A 16,624-nucleotide genomic window follows, 5' to 3' on the forward strand; every position below is an offset into this window, starting at 1 on the left:
GAAATTTGGAAATGAGTAGTCTTGTCAAATGTCCTCATTGCGGTCTGCGCCCGAAAGAGGAATTCACGGTTCGCGGCGAAGTCGCAACCCCGCGCCCAGACGCCGGTGCAGAGGAAGCCGTATGGTTCGATCATGTTTATCTGCGCGACAACCCGCGCGGGGAGCATCGCGAATATTGGCATCATTCCGGCGGCTGTCGTCGCTGGCTGGTACTCAGCCGCAATACCCTGACCCATGAAACGTCCGAGGTGGTTGACGCTAGCACGCTCAAAACAGGGGGCGCAGCATGACCGGTTTCCGGATTGATGGCGGTACGCTGATTGACCGCAATGATGTGCGCCGCTTCAGCTTTAATGGCGAAGCGCTTAGTGGCTTTGGCGGGGATACGGTGGCATCCGCCCTTCTGGCCAATGGCCGGCAACTGGTTGGGCGCAGTTTCAAATATCACCGTCCGCGCGGCATCCTGACGGCTGGTGCAGCTGAACCCAATGCCCTTCTGACCATCGGGCGGGACGGGCGGCGTGATCCCAATACCCGTGCGACCATGGCGGAGCTGTTTGACGGGCTTGAAGCCAGGTCACAGAACTGCTGGCCGAATGTCAATTTTGATATTGGCGCGGCCAATGGATTGCTGGGGCCGCTTCTGGGTGCCGGGTTCTATTACAAGACATTCATGTGGCCGGCAGCCTTTTGGGAAAAGGTCTATGAACCGCTGATCCGCAAGGCGGCGGGGCTGGGCCGGGCAAGCTATGATCCCGATCCCGGCTATTACGAAAAATGCTGGGCGCATTGTGATCTTCTGGTGATCGGGGCAGGGGCGGCTGGTTTGGCGGCAGCCTTAACCGCCGGGCGGGCCGGGGCACGCGTGATCATTGCCGATGAAGGCGCGCAACTGGGCGGCGGCTTGCTTGCCGAGGGAAGCCCGATTGGCGGCAAACCGGCCGATGCGGTGCTTGCTGATATTGTCGGCGAATTGCATGCGCTGCCCAACGTCGAGATCAAGAAACGCACCACTGTTTTCGCCGCCTATGATGATCAGGTGTTTGCCGCGGTCGAGCGGGTGCAAAAGCATCTGCCGGAAGGCGCGATCAATCCGCACCTTGCGATGGAACGCTTGTGGCGCATTGTCGCGCGCCAGGTGGTTTTAGCGACCGGCGCAGAAGAACGTCCGATTGTCTTTGGCGGCAATGATCGCCCGGGTGTGATGATGGCAGGTGCCATGCGGACCTACCTTAATGCTTATGGCGTGGCACCGGGCAAACGTGTGGCTTTGTTTGCCAATAACAATCAGGCCTATCAGACGGCGATGGATCTTGAGGCGCGCGGGGTCGAGGTCGCCGCGATTATCGACCCGCGTACCTGCCCGAACATTCGTTATGACGGCAAGGCGCGCATGATCGCCGGGGCGATGGTGCGTGATACCGCGGGGCGCAAGGCAATCAAATCGATCACGGTGCGCCATGATGATGGCCGAGATGAAGTCATTGCGGTTGATGCGCTTGCCGTATCAGGCGGCTATAGCCCGATTGTCCATCTCGCCTGCCATCGCGGTGGCAAGCCTGCCTGGTCGGATGAACATGTTGGTTTCATGCCACCGGAAAATACCGATGGCATGACGCCTTGCGGGGCGGTGGCCGGGAAGATCGGTATTGTCGATTGCTTTGCCGCCGGTGGTGCGGCGGCCGTCAAGGCCTTGGCCGAGCTTGGCGTGATGGGCGACGCGGCAACACTTCCGGGTGTGGCGCAAGGTGACGCAACAGTCGACCATGTCCAGCCGGTCTGGTCGGTTTCCTCGACCAAGGGCAAGGCGTTTGTTGATTTCCAGAACGACGTCGCAGCATCTGACATAACGCTCGCCATGCGCGAAGGGTATGATCATGTCGAGCTTGCGAAACGCTATACCACCAACGGTATGGCAACCGATCAGGGCAAGACATCGAACGTAAACGCCATTGGTATTCTCGCCGAAAACAAGGGTGTCTCGCCGGGCGAAATCGGCACCACGACCTTCCGCCCGTTCTATACGCCGGTGTCATTTGGCGCGCTTGTCGGTGCGTCCAAGGGTATGGAATTCCAGCCCATCCGCAAATCACCGCTGCATGGCTGGGCAGAGCGCCATGGTGCGAGGTTCGTTGAAACCGGGCTTTGGTATCGCTCCAGCTGGTTCCCGAAGGACGGCGAAACCTTCTGGCGCGACAGCGTTGATCGCGAAGTCAACACGGTCAGAACCAAGGTCGGCATCTGTGATGTTTCCACCCTTGGCAAGATCGAGATTTTCGGCGCCGATGCGGCAGAGTTCCTGAACCGTGTTTATTGCAATGCCTTCCTCAAACTGCCAATCGGCAAGGCGCGCTATGGCATCATGCTGCGCGAGGATGGCTTTGTGTATGATGACGGCACGACAAGCTGTCTTGGCGAAAACCACTATTTCATGACGACGACGACGGCTCTTGCGGCTGGCGTTCTGACCCATCTTGAATTCTGCGCGCAAGTGTTGTGGCCGGAGCTTGATGTTCGTCTGGCATCAGCAACCGATCAGTGGGCGCAAATGGCGATTGCCGGGCCGAAGTCGCGTGATGTGCTCGCCAAGATCATAGATGAGGACCTCTCGAACGAGGCATTCCCGTTCCTTGCCGCACGCGAAGTCTCGATGTTTGGTGGACGGCTTAAGGGGCGGTTGTTCCGAATCTCGTTCTCTGGCGAGTTGGCCTATGAAATCGCAGTGCCCGCAGGATATGGCGACAGCGTTGCCGATGCGATCATGACGGCTGGCGAAGAATTCGGCATTGTTCCCTATGGCACCGAGGCACTTGGCGTCATGCGGATTGAAAAGGGCCATGTCACCCACGCCGAAATCAACGGCACCGTCACGCCAGCCGACCTCGGCATGGGCAAGATGGTCTCAGCCAAGAAGGATGATTTCATCGGACGGGTCATGAACCTGCGCGAAGGGCTAGTCGATCCAAACCGCCCGACGCTGGTCGGCATCAAGCCGAAATCAGCGTCTGACAAGTTCGCCACCGGATCACATATATTGAAGCCCGGTGATCCCGTCAGCCTTGCCAATGATCAGGGCTATGTCACGTCGATGTGTCATTCGCCGACATTGGGTCATGCGATTGGTTTGGCGCTGGTGAAAAATGGCCCCAGCCGCCATGGCGAAGAGGTTGTTATCTGGAATGGCCTGGCCGGAACGACTGTCACCGGCATTCTGTGCGATCCTGCCTTTGTTGATCCGGAAAATGAGAAGCTCCATGCGTGATTATCCATTAAACAACCGTTGCGCATTCCCGCACCCTGATGCGTCGGGCGCGGGTGCCTCGATCAATCTTGCTCCGGTCAAGGACGGGTTTGTTTTTCATGTGCTGGGTGACGCCAAAAGCGATGAGGCGGCCCTGAGGCAGGCGCTTGCCAAGGTTGCCCCGGAGCTTGGCGACGATGTACGGAAATCGTCCCCCGGTCAGTGGTTCTGGGTTGGAAGCATTGCCGTTTCCGATGTCAGGCTGGCGGAGATTCAGGCAGCACTAACGGATACGTTCGCGCTGGTCGATCAGACACACGGGCGGTTGCGCATGGTGTTGTCCGGGCCGTCATCGCGCACGGTTCTGGCCAAGGGTACCATGGTCGATCTTTCCACTGATCTGTTTGCTATCGGTCAGTCGGCCATGTCGCAGATCGGGCATATTGGTGCAATGATCACCCGCGTCGAGGATGACAGTTTCGAGCTGATTGTTCTGCGCAGCTTTGCCGGCAGTCTCTGGGATGAGTTGCAGCACATGGCGGCCGAGTTCTTAACGGGTTAAGGCAGTGCTTGTTCGATGCAACCTTATCCCGCGACAAGGTCGACATATCCGATTAATGAAGACAAGCTGATATGTGATTTGAATTCGTTTAAGGTATGCAAGAAACGATACCGCGTTGATGCACTCGCGTGTTCTAAAGAACCCCTGTGAGAGCGACTAATATCGATATGTTGGAGAATGAGTGTCCGGAGCCTTTTATAATGTCGTTCTCGCCTGATGACATCATTCCCAGCCGGATATACCTTGATACCGGAACTTTCCAAGCTATCGCTGACTGTGGCGGATATGTATTCGGCGAGGACTCGCTGCCGAAGCTTGAAGATTATAGCTCTAAATATGTACCTCAAGTCATTAAGCGCCCTGATGGCGAGGACATTCTTAGATGTCTGCGTGCTATATTTGCCTTCAACAATAGAGCACATTTCGATTGGATTGTGTCTCCGGCCTCACTTGCTGAAATTGATGCGGCAGGGGTTTTTGAGCGAAGCCGCTATGCTCGAGATGTTTTCGCTCATACGAATGCGTGCCTACTAGACAGTCCGCCTTCTGCAACAGCAACTGCGATGGCTGAGCTTTTGGAGGGGCGTGCTTTGGGGAACATTAGTGAGAAGGACCGGAAGTTGCTTATCGAAGCAGCGGCAACTGATTGTGACGTCTTTCTAACTATCGAAAAGCGACTTCCTAAGCAGGCGGGTGTAATCCTGAAGCAGATCCCCTTGCTCGTCGCAACGCCAACGACACTATGGGCAAAACTAAGGCCGCACCTTCGTGGCTTATGATCTAGACCTGGTAGAAGAATTGGTCACGGTTTTAGACGCCGCTGTTATGTGGATTGATAAGTGTTAGTTACTTGACCAGCACAGCCAGTAGCTTGTCGAGGAACACTTCACAGCGCTCCAACTGATCAAGCTCGATGAATTCGTCGGGTTTGTGGGCCTGTTCGATATTGCCCGGGCCGCAGACCACCGTCGGAATATCGCCAAGGGCCGAGAACGCACCGGCTTCTGTCCCGAAGCTGACCTTGCCGGTGGTGTTGGCACCCGTGAGCGCCATGACGAGTTTGGTGACTTCCTCGTCATCGCCGGTGGCAAGGCCCGGCATATCGGAAATGACTTCAACCTCGATGCCGACATCGTCATAGATCTCGCGCATTTCGGGCTGCAGGGTGTTTTCGATGTAATCGTAAATCTGCGCCTTCAATGCCTCGCGGTCATCATTGGGCAGATTGCGGAATTCGAAATCGACAAAGCAGTTCTGCGGAATGATGTTGAGCTGCGTACCGCCCTTGATCACACCGGTATGGAAGGTGGTGTGGTTTGGCACGAACTCGTCATCATGCGGACCTTCTTCGCGGCATTTGCGGCCAAGCTTGCGCAAATAGACAACGAATTCGGATGCAAATTCGACGGCATTGACACCTTCGGCGGGAAGGGATGAATGGCCCGAACGGCCTGTGAAATGTGCACGGGCGGAAAACTTGCCCTTGTGCTGGGTAATCACCTTCATCTCGGTCGGTTCACCAACAATGCACATGGCCGGTTTGTGCGGCAGGTTATTGATCGCCTCAACCAGGCTTGGCACACCAAGACACCCGACTTCCTCGTCATAGGTAAAGGCGAGATGGATCGGGACGCGCAGATTGGCGTTCTTGAAGGTTTCCGCCTTGGCCAGCAGGCAGGCCAGAAAGCCCTTCATGTCACACGCACCACGACCAAACATCTTGTCGTCGCGAATATCGATTTCGTACGGGTCGGATGCCCAGTTCTGGCCTTCGGTCGGGACCACATCGCTATGACCTGACAGGATTACACCGCCATCAACCTTCGGGCCGATGGTGGCATAAAGGTTGGCCTTGGTATCTGTCGGATCGCGGACCACCAGCGTGTCATAACCGAGCCCGTCAAGAAATGCCTTCACCTCGTCAATCAACGCCAGATTTGGCGTCATGCTGACGGACTGGTGACGGATCAGTTTGCGGCACCATTCAATGGTATCTTTGGACGGGGCAAGAGCGGTGGTGGTCATTCGACGAATTGTTCCTTGAGGATACGTTCTTCAAGATTGTGTTCCGGATCGAACAGCAGCTTGATTTTCATGCTGCGATCTTCGCGGATTTTCACGCTGGAGACATCGCGAACCTCGGTATAGTCGGCCACGGCAGAAACCGGACGTTTTTCGGGGTTCTCGATCTGGAACACGACTTCTGCGCCATGGGGCAAAAGTGCGCCGCGCCAGCGGCGCGGACGAAACGGGCTGATCGGTGTTAGCGCTAACAACCCGCTTCCCATCGGCAGGATCGGACCATGTGCCGACAGGTTATAGGCCGTGCTGCCCGCAGGCGTACAAACAAGCGCACCATCACAAACAAGTTCGGCCAGGCGTTCAACGCCATCGACCTTGATGCGAAGCTTTGCCGCCTGACGGGTTTCACGCAGAAGCGAGACTTCGTTGATGGCAAGCGCACACAGGCTTTCGCCCGAAACGGTGTGGGCTTCCATCTGAAGCGGATGAAGTTCGACGGTTTGCGCTTCGGCAATGCGGTCAGTCAGGTTCATTTCCCGGAATTCATTCATCAGGAAGCCAACCGTGCCCCGGTTCATGCCATAGATCGGCACCTTGCGGCCCATATAGCGGTGCAGGGTTTCAAGCATGAACCCGTCGCCGCCAAGGGCCACAATCACATCGGCCTTGTCTGGCGCGATATGGCCGTATCTGTGTTTTAGCCGGTACATCGCATCCTGTGCGATCTTGGTTTCGGCTGCAACGAAGGCGATGGAATCAAGCTGCATCTACGATCCAACAGATATTTGAGGCGCGCCCAAAAGGGCATGGGCGAACAATAGAGTACGCTTTGATCTGAATTGCAAGGGCTGCATGATCAAGCCCCCTATACAGAGGTTTCGATTGAACTGCAGTATTATTGACGTCACGAAAAAAACAGTGGAACCTGATATTTACGTCCGGTTCAAATCAAAAACAGAACGGCTCAATGTCAAAAGAACCTTTCAGCTTCTCTGCCGCCCTTGCGCGTATTTCACGTCCTGATGAAAATCATGACGATGACGTTTTGGAAGTCGGCGAAAGCATGGAGTTTGATGGTTCGCTTGAAGCCGCGTCGGAAACCGCACTGGTCCCCAAACGGGTCCGTAATCCGGACGCTACCCGCCAGAAACTTCTGGATGCCGCCTTTAGTGAAATCAGGCGTGCCGGTTTTGGCGGAGCTTCGATCAGTAATATTCTTGAGCAAAGCGGCTGTACGAAGGGCGCGCTTTATCATCACTTTTCGGGCAAGGTCAAGCTGGTCAATGCCGTGATCGAGGAATGCCTGCCGGGCTATGTTGATGAAGTCTGGCTCGATGGTCTTGAAGGGGCGGATGATATCCTGCCGGTCTTGATGGGGCAGGTCGATCGACTGGGCGGAGAAAATGCCCCGGACCTGTTGGCTGGCGGATGCCCGCTTGCGCGTTTGGCATCGGGGGCGGGTGAGCTTGATGAAAACCTGCGCAAGCGTATTGATGGTGTTTATCGCTATTGGCGGCGCGGGTTGGCTTCGCATATCGGCAAGGCGCAATTTAATAAAACCGTGCGCACCGATATCGAACCATCGGCCGTCGCCGAATTCGTCATTGCCACCTTGCACGGGTTCCTTACACGCCCGCCGGCCTTGCGCAATCAGGAAACCCAGGATTCATTTGCGCGTGAATTTGCCCGCTATTTGAATAATCTCCGTCCCTGAAAATCATTTTTTCGAGATGCATAGCCCGAAATCAGCTGTTCCATAATCAAATAAAACATAAAAATAGTGTATTAATGAATCTATTGACATTTATTTCTGTTCAATTAGGTATAATGCACAAAATCATGATGAATTGATCATTGGAGACAGTCCCATGCGTTCCCTTATCCTTTCTGCCGTTGCGGCAGTCACTTTTGCCTTTGCCGGCAGTGCTGCGCAGGCGGAACGCCTGACCGAACAGCCGCTGGTCGATGCCAACTGGGTTTCGGAAAATCTTGATAACCCGTCGCTGGTCGTTGTCGATATCCGTTCGTTGACCAAGGAAGGCAGCCCGTATGAGGCTGGCCACATTCCGGGTGCGGTTTATGCGCCTTATGGCAAGTTCGGCTGGCGTGCAAAGGTCAATGACGTGGTTGGCATGCTGCCGCCAGTTGATGTGATTTCCCAGCGCATCGGTGCGCTTGGCATCGACAATGACAAACAGGTTGTTGTGGTGCCGGCCGGTGTGAACAGCTCGGACTTTGGTTCTGCCACCCGTGTTTACTGGACCTTCAAGGTTCTTGGCCATGACGCCGTTACCATCCTTGATGGTGGTCAGCGCGCTTGGCTCGCTGCTGGCAAGGAAGTCTCGACCGATACGGTCGCACCGAGTGCGGTCGCATTCAATGCCGATTTCCGTCCTGAACTTCTGGCAACTGCCGATGACGTTGCCAAGGCACGCGCCGAAGGTGTCGAGCTTGTTGATGCCCGCCCGGTTGCTCAGTTCACCGGTCAGGCCAAAAGCGGCGTGGTTGCCCGCCCGGGTGCCGTTCCGGGTGCGAAAAACATCCCGCAGTCGAAATTCTATAGCGATCAGGATGGCGCCTTTGTTGCTGCTGACGTGATCGAGGGGCTTGTTGCGGATGCTGGCGTTTCTTCTGACGCCAAGGAAATCACCTATTGCAATACCGGTCATTGGGCATCGGTTGCATGGTTCGGTCTTTCCGAAGTGATGGGCAACAAGAACACAGCCATGTATGATGGTTCCCTGACCGAATGGGCGGCTGACCCGAACCGTGAAATGGTGATCCCGGAAACCCCGGGCTCCTGATCGGCTCCTGACAGCTTCGAACATTTTGGACGGAACCGGGCGACCGGTTCCGTTTTCATTTAAGTATCTGATTTCAGTTATTGAGCCTCACCATGTCTGAAACGACCCTAAAAGCTAATCCGGGAAATCCGGGTTTTACCTTTGACAAGGGACCGGCTGCCATCACCGCCGTCCTGTTTGTCATTGTCGGTATCGCAATTTCCCAGGCCGTCGACCTTAAGCAGGCTGTTCTGTATGGCCTTGGCGGATTGCTGGGCATTGCGCTTTATCATGCATCCTTTGGTTTCACCGGCGGCTGGCGACGGTTTTCCGTTGAAAAGCGCGGCCGTGCCTTGCGTGCGCAGCTTTTGATGATTGCGGTTGCGGCGGCGGCCTTTATCCCGATGCTTTCGCTTGGTAGTCCGCTGGGTGGATCTGTTGTCGGGGCGGTGGCACCTGTCGGGATCTCGGTTCTGATCGGGGCGTTTCTGTTTGGTCTTGGCATGCAGCTTGGCGGTGGCTGTGGTTCTGGCACGCTGTTCACCGTTGGCGGTGGCAGTGCGCGCATGCTCCTCACACTCGTCTTCTTTATTATTGGTGCGGTGATCGGCACGGCCCATCTGCCGATGTGGCTGGAACTGCCGTCCCTGCCGCCGATGAGCCTGGGCCGTGAATTTGGTATTGGCGGTGGCCTTGCCGTGACCTTTGGTGGCTTGGCGTTGGTAGCGCTTCTGACCGTGTTCGTTGAAAAGCGTGCCCATGGCGGACTTGAAGTTGTTTCAAGTGCCCCGCGCAAAGGCCTTGCGCGGTTCTTCCATGGTCCGTGGCCGCTGGTCTGGACCGGCTTGCTTCTGGCGGGCTTGAATGTTGCGACGCTTTTGATTGCCGGGCATCCGTGGTCGATCACCTTTGGCTTTGGCCTATGGGGTGCAAAGATCGCGCAGGTGATTGGTATTCCGGTTGAAACTTGGGAGTTCTGGAACTGGGGTGGTCCTGCGCGTGCGCTTGGTAACTCGGTCTTGCAAGACAATACCTCGGTGATGAATTTCGGCATCGTGATCGGGGCTGCCTTTGCGGCCGCTCTTGCGGGTAAGTTCGCGCCAAAGGTTTCCGTTCCGGTCGCATCCCTTCTGGCGGCGGCAATCGGTGGGCTTTTGATGGGCTATGGCGCGCGTCTGGCCTTTGGCTGCAACATCGGTGCGTTCTTTAGCGGGATCGCTTCGGGCAGCGTGCATGGCTGGCTTTGGTTTGCGCTGGCGTTTGCTGGCAGCTGGGTTGGCATTGCGCTGCGTCCGATCTTTGGAATGGATGGTTTCCGGAAATGAGCGAGAAAAACACACTTCTGTTTGGTGCGGTCTTCCTTGCTGCAACCGGTGCCGTTGCGCTTGACCATTATAGCCACACCGCAAATATCCCCGCCGTTGCCAATCCGGCCCCGGCCAAACTTCCGGCGGCTGGCAGCAACCCGTGCGCTGCAAATCCGTGTGGCGCCAATCCGTGCGGCGCCAATCCATGCGGTGCGAACCCCTGTGGGGCCGGGTACAATCCTTGTGCGGCGAATCCCTGCGCGGCAAATCCTTGTGGGGCGGGATATAACCCGTGCGCTGCAAACCCGTGTGCGGCAAGCCCTTGTTCTGCCAACCCATGTGCGGCTTATAACCCGTGCGGGGCGGCGGGAGCTGGCAGTCCGTGTGGCGGATTTAACCCGTGCGGTGTCCGTTCGGTTAATCCGTGCGCAGCGGGAAGCCCCTGTGCGGCGAGCAATCCTTGTGCAGCCTATAGCCCATGTGCGGCAGCGCCATGTGGGGCGTCGCCTTGTGCCGCATCGCCTTGTGCCGCATCGCCATGCGCACCAGCGGCGAGTAACCCGTGTGCAGCGGCAAATCCCTGTGCCGCTTTTAACCCGTGCGGGGCGTCCAATCCGTGTGCGGCAGGTAATCCTTGCGCGGCGTATTGACGCTGTTCTTGGGGTGAAAATCCAAAAACACCAACGGCATGGCAGCGCAATTCTGCCGTGCCGTTGTGCGTAAAACGCGGGGCTGTAACAAATATCCCGTTTGACAAGGCGATAAAACTCTGCGCATGGTGGGGTCGATATTTGATCGCTCCAGAAGCGTAGAGGGAAGGAAACTTTCCTACTGTCGAGTGATTGACCTAAGAACGCATTGAAGTGTCCAGCTACGCGGATGTTTCCTGAACTGCAAGGCGCAGACCTGATTACTTTATATTCCCGGGCGATGTCCCAGCTGTCTGCAGCCTCTAATCCACGAGTTATCCTTATTTGACCCAGTTTTCCGAACTTGGCTTGGCCGAGCCGGTCCTGCGCGCGCTTGCACAAGAGGGCTATGACGCGCCGACCCCGATCCAGGCACAGTCCATTCCTTCGCTGCTTGAAGGCAAGGACCTGCTTGGTATCGCACAGACCGGTACCGGCAAGACGGCAGCCTTTGCCCTGCCGATCCTTGATCGTCTTTCCAAATCCGATACCCGCACGCCCAAGGGCGCTTGCCGTGTACTTGTTCTTGCGCCGACGCGTGAACTGGCCGCCCAGATCGGCGACAGTTTCCGTGCCTATGGCCGGTTTTTGAATGTTCGCACGGCGGTTGTCGTTGGCGGCGTTGCCCATGGTCCGCAGATCAAGGCGATTACGCCCGGTGTTGAAGTGCTTGTCGCGACACCTGGTCGTCTGCTTGATCATGTTGATAGTGGCAAGCTGACGCTCAAGCATGTTGAGGTCGTCGTTCTTGATGAAGCCGATCATATGCTTGATCTGGGCTTCCTGCCGCCGATCAAACGCATCATCAAGATGTTGCCGCGCGAACGTCAGAACCTGTTCTTCTCTGCCACCATGCCGACCCAGATCGGTCAGCTGGCAGGGGATATGCTGTCTGATCCGGTAAAGGTTTCGGTCACCCCGGTTGCCACCACGCAGGAACGCGTGGACCAGTCGGTCTATCTGATCGAACGTACCCGCAAGCGTCAGCTGCTGGCAGAACTTCTTGATAATCCGGCGTTTAAGCGCACGCTGGTCTTTACCCGTACCAAGCGCGGGGCGGATCGGGTGGCGCGCCATCTTGAAGCCAATAAGATCAGTGCGGCTGCCATTCACGGCAATAAAAGCCAGAACCAGCGTGAACGCGCACTTAATGCGTTTAAGGATGGTCAGATTGGTGTGCTGGTTGCGACCGACATCGCAGCCCGCGGTATTGATGTTGATGGCGTGACTCACGTTGTGAACTTTGAGCTGCCGAACGTGCCGGAAAGCTATGTCCACCGTATTGGCCGCACCGCCCGTGGCGGTGCCAGCGGAACCGCCATCGCATTTTGTGATGACGAGGAGCGCGGTCTTCTGCGCGATATCGAAAAAACCACCCGTCAGTCGATCCCGGTGATTGACCGTCGTGATGCCGAGGCTGCTGCCGAACAGGAAGCGCAGTCCGAGGCCGCACGCGAAGCCAACAAGGGCCGTCGCAGCAATGGTGGTGGTCAGGGTCGTGGCAATGGTGGTCGCGGCAATGCTGGCCGTGGTGCTGCTGGTGGTAATCGCGGCAATGGCCGTGGGCCGCGCCAGGGTGATGGTCAGCGTCAGGACGCGCGTGGCAGTGCGCCGCGTCGTGATCGCAATGATGGCAACAAACCCAATCCGCGCCGCGAAGGCGAGGGTGGTCGTGCTGCTGAAGGTGCTTCTGGCGAACAGGCCGCAAGCAATCCGGCGCTTGAGAAATCCAAAAGCCGTTACAAGGGCGGGATGAAAACCAGACCCGCCAATGGTAACGGCAACGCTGCCGAGAATGGCGCGCGTTCGAATGACGGACGCAAGCGCCCGGCGAAGCGGGTTTCGTCCGATGGTCAACGTCGTGATCGGGCCAAGGGCGACAATTCAATTTCTTCCGGTCTGTCCTTTATGGGCAGCACCGAGGAACGCCGCGCGAATGGTAACGGGGCCAAGGGCGCCCGGAATGCCAGACCGCAAGGTAAAAGCGGCGGTGCAAACCGTAACCGCAATCACCGTGGTTCCCAGTCTGGCGGGCAGCCGGGCGGCGGAGGCCACAAGACTTCCCCGGGCAATCAGAAAAGACGCGATCGCGCCTGATTTGATTGACCGGACACAGATAGGCACACCCACGCGGGGTGTGTCACAACGCCAATCAATACTCGATAGGAGATTTTAAGATGGCATCAGGTACCGTTAAATGGTTCAACGCAACTAAAGGTTTTGGTTTCATTCAGCCGGACGAAGGCGGAAATGACGTATTCCTGCACATCAGCGCTGTTGAGCGCGCTGGCATGGGCCACCCGCAGGAAGGCGACAAAATCAACTACGAACTGCGCACCGACTCCCGTTCGGGTCGCGTTTCGGCTGACGATCTGTCCGCTGGCTAATTCGGCTTGTCCTTCCTTGTGAAGGGCGCCGCATTAACGAAGCCCCCATCCGGGAAACCGGGTGGGGGTTTTGTTTTGCGCTTTTATTTGTTGATGATGCATTTATGACATCTGCCTAGTAACGTCATGAAAGATTTAGCGATTCCAGAACAAGCTGCTAGAAGAATTGGATGAGAATGCAACTGCCAAGATGTGATCGTGCCGATGGCCAATGACGTGAGATCCCCACAGCACAGCGTGACAAAAGGCCAGAGCCCGGTTGTTGCGCTTTTGGATCGTTATCCATTTCTGGTGCTGGGGTTGCTTCTGATGGGGGCGTTTACCTCAAGCGGGGCGGTGCCGTTGGCAGGGCTTTACGTGGTTGAAGGCCTGGGGGAGCCGCCATGGAAGCTTAGCATGGTGATGATCATTCAGGTCAGCATCACGCTTCTGGCAAACCGGACGTTCGGGCGAGCAATTGATCGCGGGGTTCCGGTCAAGATTTTGCTGGTGACCAGCATCCTGTGTTTCACCGCCGGCATGGCGATCCTTGCGACGTTTCAGGTTTACTGGGTCTATCTGGTGATTGTCTCGGTCCTGCTTGGCGTCGGGGCCGGTGCGCTTTCGGTGATGTATAGTTTCGGGCGGTTGTTTGCCGAACAGACCGGGCGTGATGTCGTCAAGTTCAATGGCTTTTTGCGCATGCAGACTTCGCTTGGCTGGATGGTCGGGCCGGCGGCGTCGCTTTCATTTTATGCGGCATTCGGGTTTTCGGCGACCTATTACACGATTGCCGGGTTGGCGGTGATCTGGTTTGGCTTCTGCTTGCTGACCGTGCCCAATGTCTTCAAAACCCATCATCCCGATAGCCTTGCCCACGGTGGCAAGGTGCCGCTCAATGTCGGACTTTTATTGGCCTGTGTGCCGGTGTTTTTCATAGGTGCGGCCAATGTGGTGTTTGTGTCGGCCATGCCACTTTATTTCTCGACCGAGCTTGGTTTGATGGCATCTTCGGCGGGGTTTGCGCTAACCGTGAAATGCTTTGTCGAGGTGGTGGTAATCTATTATTGCGCGTCGCTGATCAAACGCACGGGGGAGCGCAAGGGCATGCTGATTGCGGCCCTTTTGGGGGCTGTGTTCTTTGGCCTGATTTATCAGGCGACCACGCTTTTTGATGTGCTGGCACTGGCCGCCCTTGATGGCATCTATTACGGCATCTTTGCCGGGATCAGCATGACATTCGTTCAGAATTTCGCCACCGACCAGCCCGGTGTCGCCACCAGCTATTATGTCAGCACGCTGTTTGTTGGCGGTCTGATCGGGAACCTTTTGACCGGGGTGGTTGCCAGTGCGTTTGATTTCCAGACGACGGTTTTGATGGCGTGTGGTTTTGCCTTTGTCGGCGCGGTGGTTCTGGCGATGATGCGCGATGCAAGAACAGCTGCCACGGCATAGCCGGGATCATGTTTGCTTGACTTTGATCGCGTCCCATTGATGATCGCGCTATGAACGAAAATACTCAAAACTCCCGCCCGCGTTTGCTGGTTGATGCCGATGCCTGCCCGGTCAAGGCAGAGTGCGAACGCGTGGCCGAACGTCACCGGATCGAGATGATCTTGGTGTCCAATGGTGGCATTCGCCCGTCGCGTAATCCGCTGATCAAGATCGTGATTGTCCCGCCGGAACCCGATGCCGCCGATGACTGGATTGCCGAAAATGCGAAGGCACGTGATGTGATCGTGACCAACGACATTCCGCTGGCATCACGCGGGATCGAGATTGGGGCGAGGGTGCTCAAGGCCAATGGTCAGGAATTTACCGAGGCCAATATTGGTAATGCGCTGGCGGGCCGTGAAATTGCCGCCCACATGCGCGAAGTGACTGGCGAGCAGGGGCGCAATGCGTCCTTTACCCAGAAAGACCGGTCAAAGTTTTCAAGCGCGCTTGAGGTCATGGTGCAGGCCGTTCTGCGCGGCTGATCAGACCAGTTCCATTCCCTAAAAAGACGCAGGCCGCCAGATGAAAATCTGACGGCCTGCACACAGGTCCTGATTTGGTGAGGGAACAGTTCCCACGAAATCAGGCTTCCCCCCTGCGTATGCTTTGATAACGGAAAGGCCCGGCGGATGTTCCGCGCGGGCCAATCGCGTGTTGCGGCTTAGAACGGGTAGTGGCGTTTGCCGCTCTGGATCGTGATCCAGCGCATTTCGGTGAATTCATCAATCGATGCCTGGGAACCAAAGCGCCCATAACCGGATGACTTTACGCCACCAAACGGCATCTGTGCCTCGTCCTGAACGGTCGGGCTGTTGATGTGGCAAATGCCGCTTTCGATGCGTTTGGCGACTTCCATCGCGCGCGGAATGTTGGTCGAGAAGACGGCAGAGGACAGGCCATATTCGCTGTCATTGGCGATGCGGACCGCCTCGTCTTCGTCGCCTGCGCGGATGACCACACAGATCGGACCAAAACTTTCCTCGGAATAGATCTTCATCGCCGGGGTGACGTGATCCAGCAGGATAGCATCCATCAGAACGCCGTCCTTGGCCTTGCCCGAACCGGCAACCAGTTTTGCGCCCTTGGAAACGGCATCTTCGACCAGTTCCTCGATGCGATTAACTGCCTCGATGCTGACAACGCCGCCCAGAATATGATCGGCCTTGGCCGGATCGCCTGCGGTCAGGGTTTTGGCCTTGGCCGCCAGTTTGGCGACAAAGTCATCGGCAACGGCATTATCGACGATCAGACGTTCGGTCGACATGCAAATCTGGCCCTGGTTCATATAGGCACCAAAGGCAGCACCATTGACCGCTTCATCAAGATCCGCATCATCGAGAACAAGGAACGGTGCCTTGCCGCCCAGTTCCAGCAGAACCGGTTTAAGGTGTTCGGCACCCAGTTTGGCGATGATGCGTCCGACACGGGTCGAACCGGTGAAGTTGATGCGACGGACAGCTGGATGTGCAATCAGGGTTTCAACGATTTCCGGCGCATCTTCCGGCGCATTGGTGACAACGTTAACCACACCTTCCGGTGCGCCAGCCTCGACCAGGCAATCACCGATCAAACGATGCAGGGCCGGGCACAGTTCGGATGCCTTGAGGACCACGGTATTGCCGCACGCAAGCGGCATGGCAATGGCGCGCGTGCCAAGGATCACCGGGGCGTTCCAGGGGGCAATGCCCAGAACCACACCAACTGGCTGACGAATGCCCATCGCCATCAGGCCCGGGGTGTCAGACGGGATCAGATCGCCCTGAATTTGCGTTGTCATGCCACCGGCTTCACGCAGCATGTTGGCGGCAAGATGGGCGTTAAAACCACCCCACATACGCGTGCTTCCGGTTTCATCGAGAACCAGCTGACCGAACTGATCACCCTTGGCTTCCATGATGTCGGCGGCCTTAAGCAGGACCTTGCGGCGTGCGCCCGGGCCCATCTTTGACCATTCCGGGAAGGCCGCAGCAGCTGCATCGGCGGCCTTGCGCGCATCTGCCGCGTTGGCTGCGGCTGCAACGGTTGCAACTTCACCCGTCACCGGGTTCTTGCGTTCAAAGGTGCGGTTGTTGGACGCGTTGACGTCCTGATTGTCGATCAACAATTTCGTGTCGTTCATGACGTTTCTCCTGATTTTCTTGTGGTTTGCTGTGCGGT

Annotated in this window: 14 protein-coding genes; 11 read left to right on the forward strand and 3 right to left on the reverse strand. The window is 56.8% G+C overall.

Going from position 1 to position 16,624, the window contains the following annotated elements; all coding sequences use genetic code 11:
* The first annotated feature begins 11 nt into the window (after nucleotides 1-11).
* The 4 genes from UF64_RS08925 (at nucleotide 12) to UF64_RS08940 (ending at nucleotide 4,582) form a co-directional block, all read left to right on the forward strand.
* The gene (locus UF64_RS08925) at nucleotides 12-290 is read left to right on the forward strand and encodes a sarcosine oxidase subunit delta (protein ID WP_044828292.1); all 279 of its coding nucleotides are present in this window, start codon (nucleotides 12-14) and stop codon (nucleotides 288-290) included.
* Nucleotides 287-3,262, forward strand: coding sequence for a sarcosine oxidase subunit alpha family protein (locus UF64_RS08930; RefSeq protein ID WP_044828293.1), 2,976 nt, complete (start codon nucleotides 287-289; stop codon nucleotides 3,260-3,262). Before UF64_RS08925 ends, UF64_RS08930 begins: the two co-directional genes overlap by 4 nt.
* Nucleotides 3,255-3,803 carry a sarcosine oxidase subunit gamma family protein gene (locus UF64_RS08935; RefSeq protein WP_044828294.1) on the forward strand — a complete coding sequence of 183 codons (549 nt, stop codon included), beginning with the start codon at nucleotides 3,255-3,257 and terminating at the stop codon, nucleotides 3,801-3,803. Before UF64_RS08930 ends, UF64_RS08935 begins: the two co-directional genes overlap by 8 nt.
* Nucleotides 3,804-4,003: 200 nt before the next feature.
* Nucleotides 4,004-4,582, forward strand: a complete 579-nt coding sequence (locus UF64_RS08940; protein ID WP_152630651.1) for a hypothetical protein — start codon at nucleotides 4,004-4,006, stop codon at nucleotides 4,580-4,582.
* 67 nt (nucleotides 4,583-4,649) lie between these two features.
* On the opposite strand, the gene argE is transcribed toward UF64_RS08940, so the two are convergent.
* Together argE and UF64_RS08950 are read right to left on the reverse strand one after the other, a co-directional pair.
* Nucleotides 4,650-5,828: an acetylornithine deacetylase gene (gene argE / locus UF64_RS08945; RefSeq protein ID WP_044828296.1), complete on the reverse strand. Its 1,179-nt coding sequence runs from the start codon at nucleotides 5,826-5,828 to the stop codon at nucleotides 4,650-4,652.
* Nucleotides 5,825-6,592, reverse strand: coding sequence for an NAD kinase (locus UF64_RS08950; protein ID WP_040824675.1), 768 nt, complete (start codon nucleotides 6,590-6,592; stop codon nucleotides 5,825-5,827). The genes argE and UF64_RS08950 overlap by 4 nt, the downstream gene beginning before the upstream one ends.
* Nucleotides 6,593-6,792: 200 nt before the next feature.
* Between UF64_RS08950 and UF64_RS08955 the strand changes: the two genes are divergently transcribed.
* From UF64_RS08955 to UF64_RS08985, 7 genes are all read left to right on the forward strand, one after another.
* On the forward strand, nucleotides 6,793-7,539 hold the full coding sequence (locus UF64_RS08955; RefSeq protein WP_044828297.1) for a TetR/AcrR family transcriptional regulator: 747 nt from the start codon (nucleotides 6,793-6,795) through the stop codon (nucleotides 7,537-7,539).
* Nucleotides 7,540-7,693: 154 nt separating this feature from the next.
* On the forward strand, nucleotides 7,694-8,629 hold the full coding sequence (locus UF64_RS08960) for a sulfurtransferase (RefSeq protein ID WP_044828298.1): 936 nt from the start codon (nucleotides 7,694-7,696) through the stop codon (nucleotides 8,627-8,629).
* A 92-nt stretch (nucleotides 8,630-8,721) separates the two neighbouring features.
* Nucleotides 8,722-9,933, forward strand: coding sequence for a YeeE/YedE family protein (locus UF64_RS08965; RefSeq protein ID WP_044828299.1), 1,212 nt, complete (start codon nucleotides 8,722-8,724; stop codon nucleotides 9,931-9,933).
* A 956-nt stretch (nucleotides 9,934-10,889) separates the two neighbouring features.
* Nucleotides 10,890-12,701: a DEAD/DEAH box helicase gene (locus UF64_RS08970; protein ID WP_044828300.1), complete on the forward strand. Its 1,812-nt coding sequence runs from the start codon at nucleotides 10,890-10,892 to the stop codon at nucleotides 12,699-12,701.
* Nucleotides 12,702-12,781: 80 nt separating this feature from the next.
* On the forward strand, nucleotides 12,782-12,991 hold the full coding sequence (locus UF64_RS08975) for a cold-shock protein (protein ID WP_044828301.1): 210 nt from the start codon (nucleotides 12,782-12,784) through the stop codon (nucleotides 12,989-12,991).
* 237 nt (nucleotides 12,992-13,228) lie between these two features.
* Nucleotides 13,229-14,425 (forward strand): MFS transporter, encoded by a 1,197-nt coding sequence (locus UF64_RS08980; RefSeq protein ID WP_235285011.1) that lies wholly within the window; start codon nucleotides 13,229-13,231, stop codon nucleotides 14,423-14,425.
* Nucleotides 14,426-14,475: 50 nt separating this feature from the next.
* Nucleotides 14,476-14,949: a YaiI/YqxD family protein gene (locus tag UF64_RS08985; protein ID WP_044828302.1), complete on the forward strand. Its 474-nt coding sequence runs from the start codon at nucleotides 14,476-14,478 to the stop codon at nucleotides 14,947-14,949.
* A 179-nt stretch (nucleotides 14,950-15,128) separates the two neighbouring features.
* Here the strand turns inward: UF64_RS08985 and UF64_RS08990 are convergent, their stop codons facing one another.
* Nucleotides 15,129-16,586 (reverse strand): aldehyde dehydrogenase, encoded by a 1,458-nt coding sequence (locus UF64_RS08990; protein WP_044828303.1) that lies wholly within the window; start codon nucleotides 16,584-16,586, stop codon nucleotides 15,129-15,131.
* Nucleotides 16,587-16,624 lie beyond the last annotated feature (38 nt).

This window comes from Thalassospira sp. HJ (assembly GCF_000948415.1).
Taxonomy (GTDB): Bacteria; Pseudomonadota; Alphaproteobacteria; order Rhodospirillales; family Thalassospiraceae; genus Thalassospira.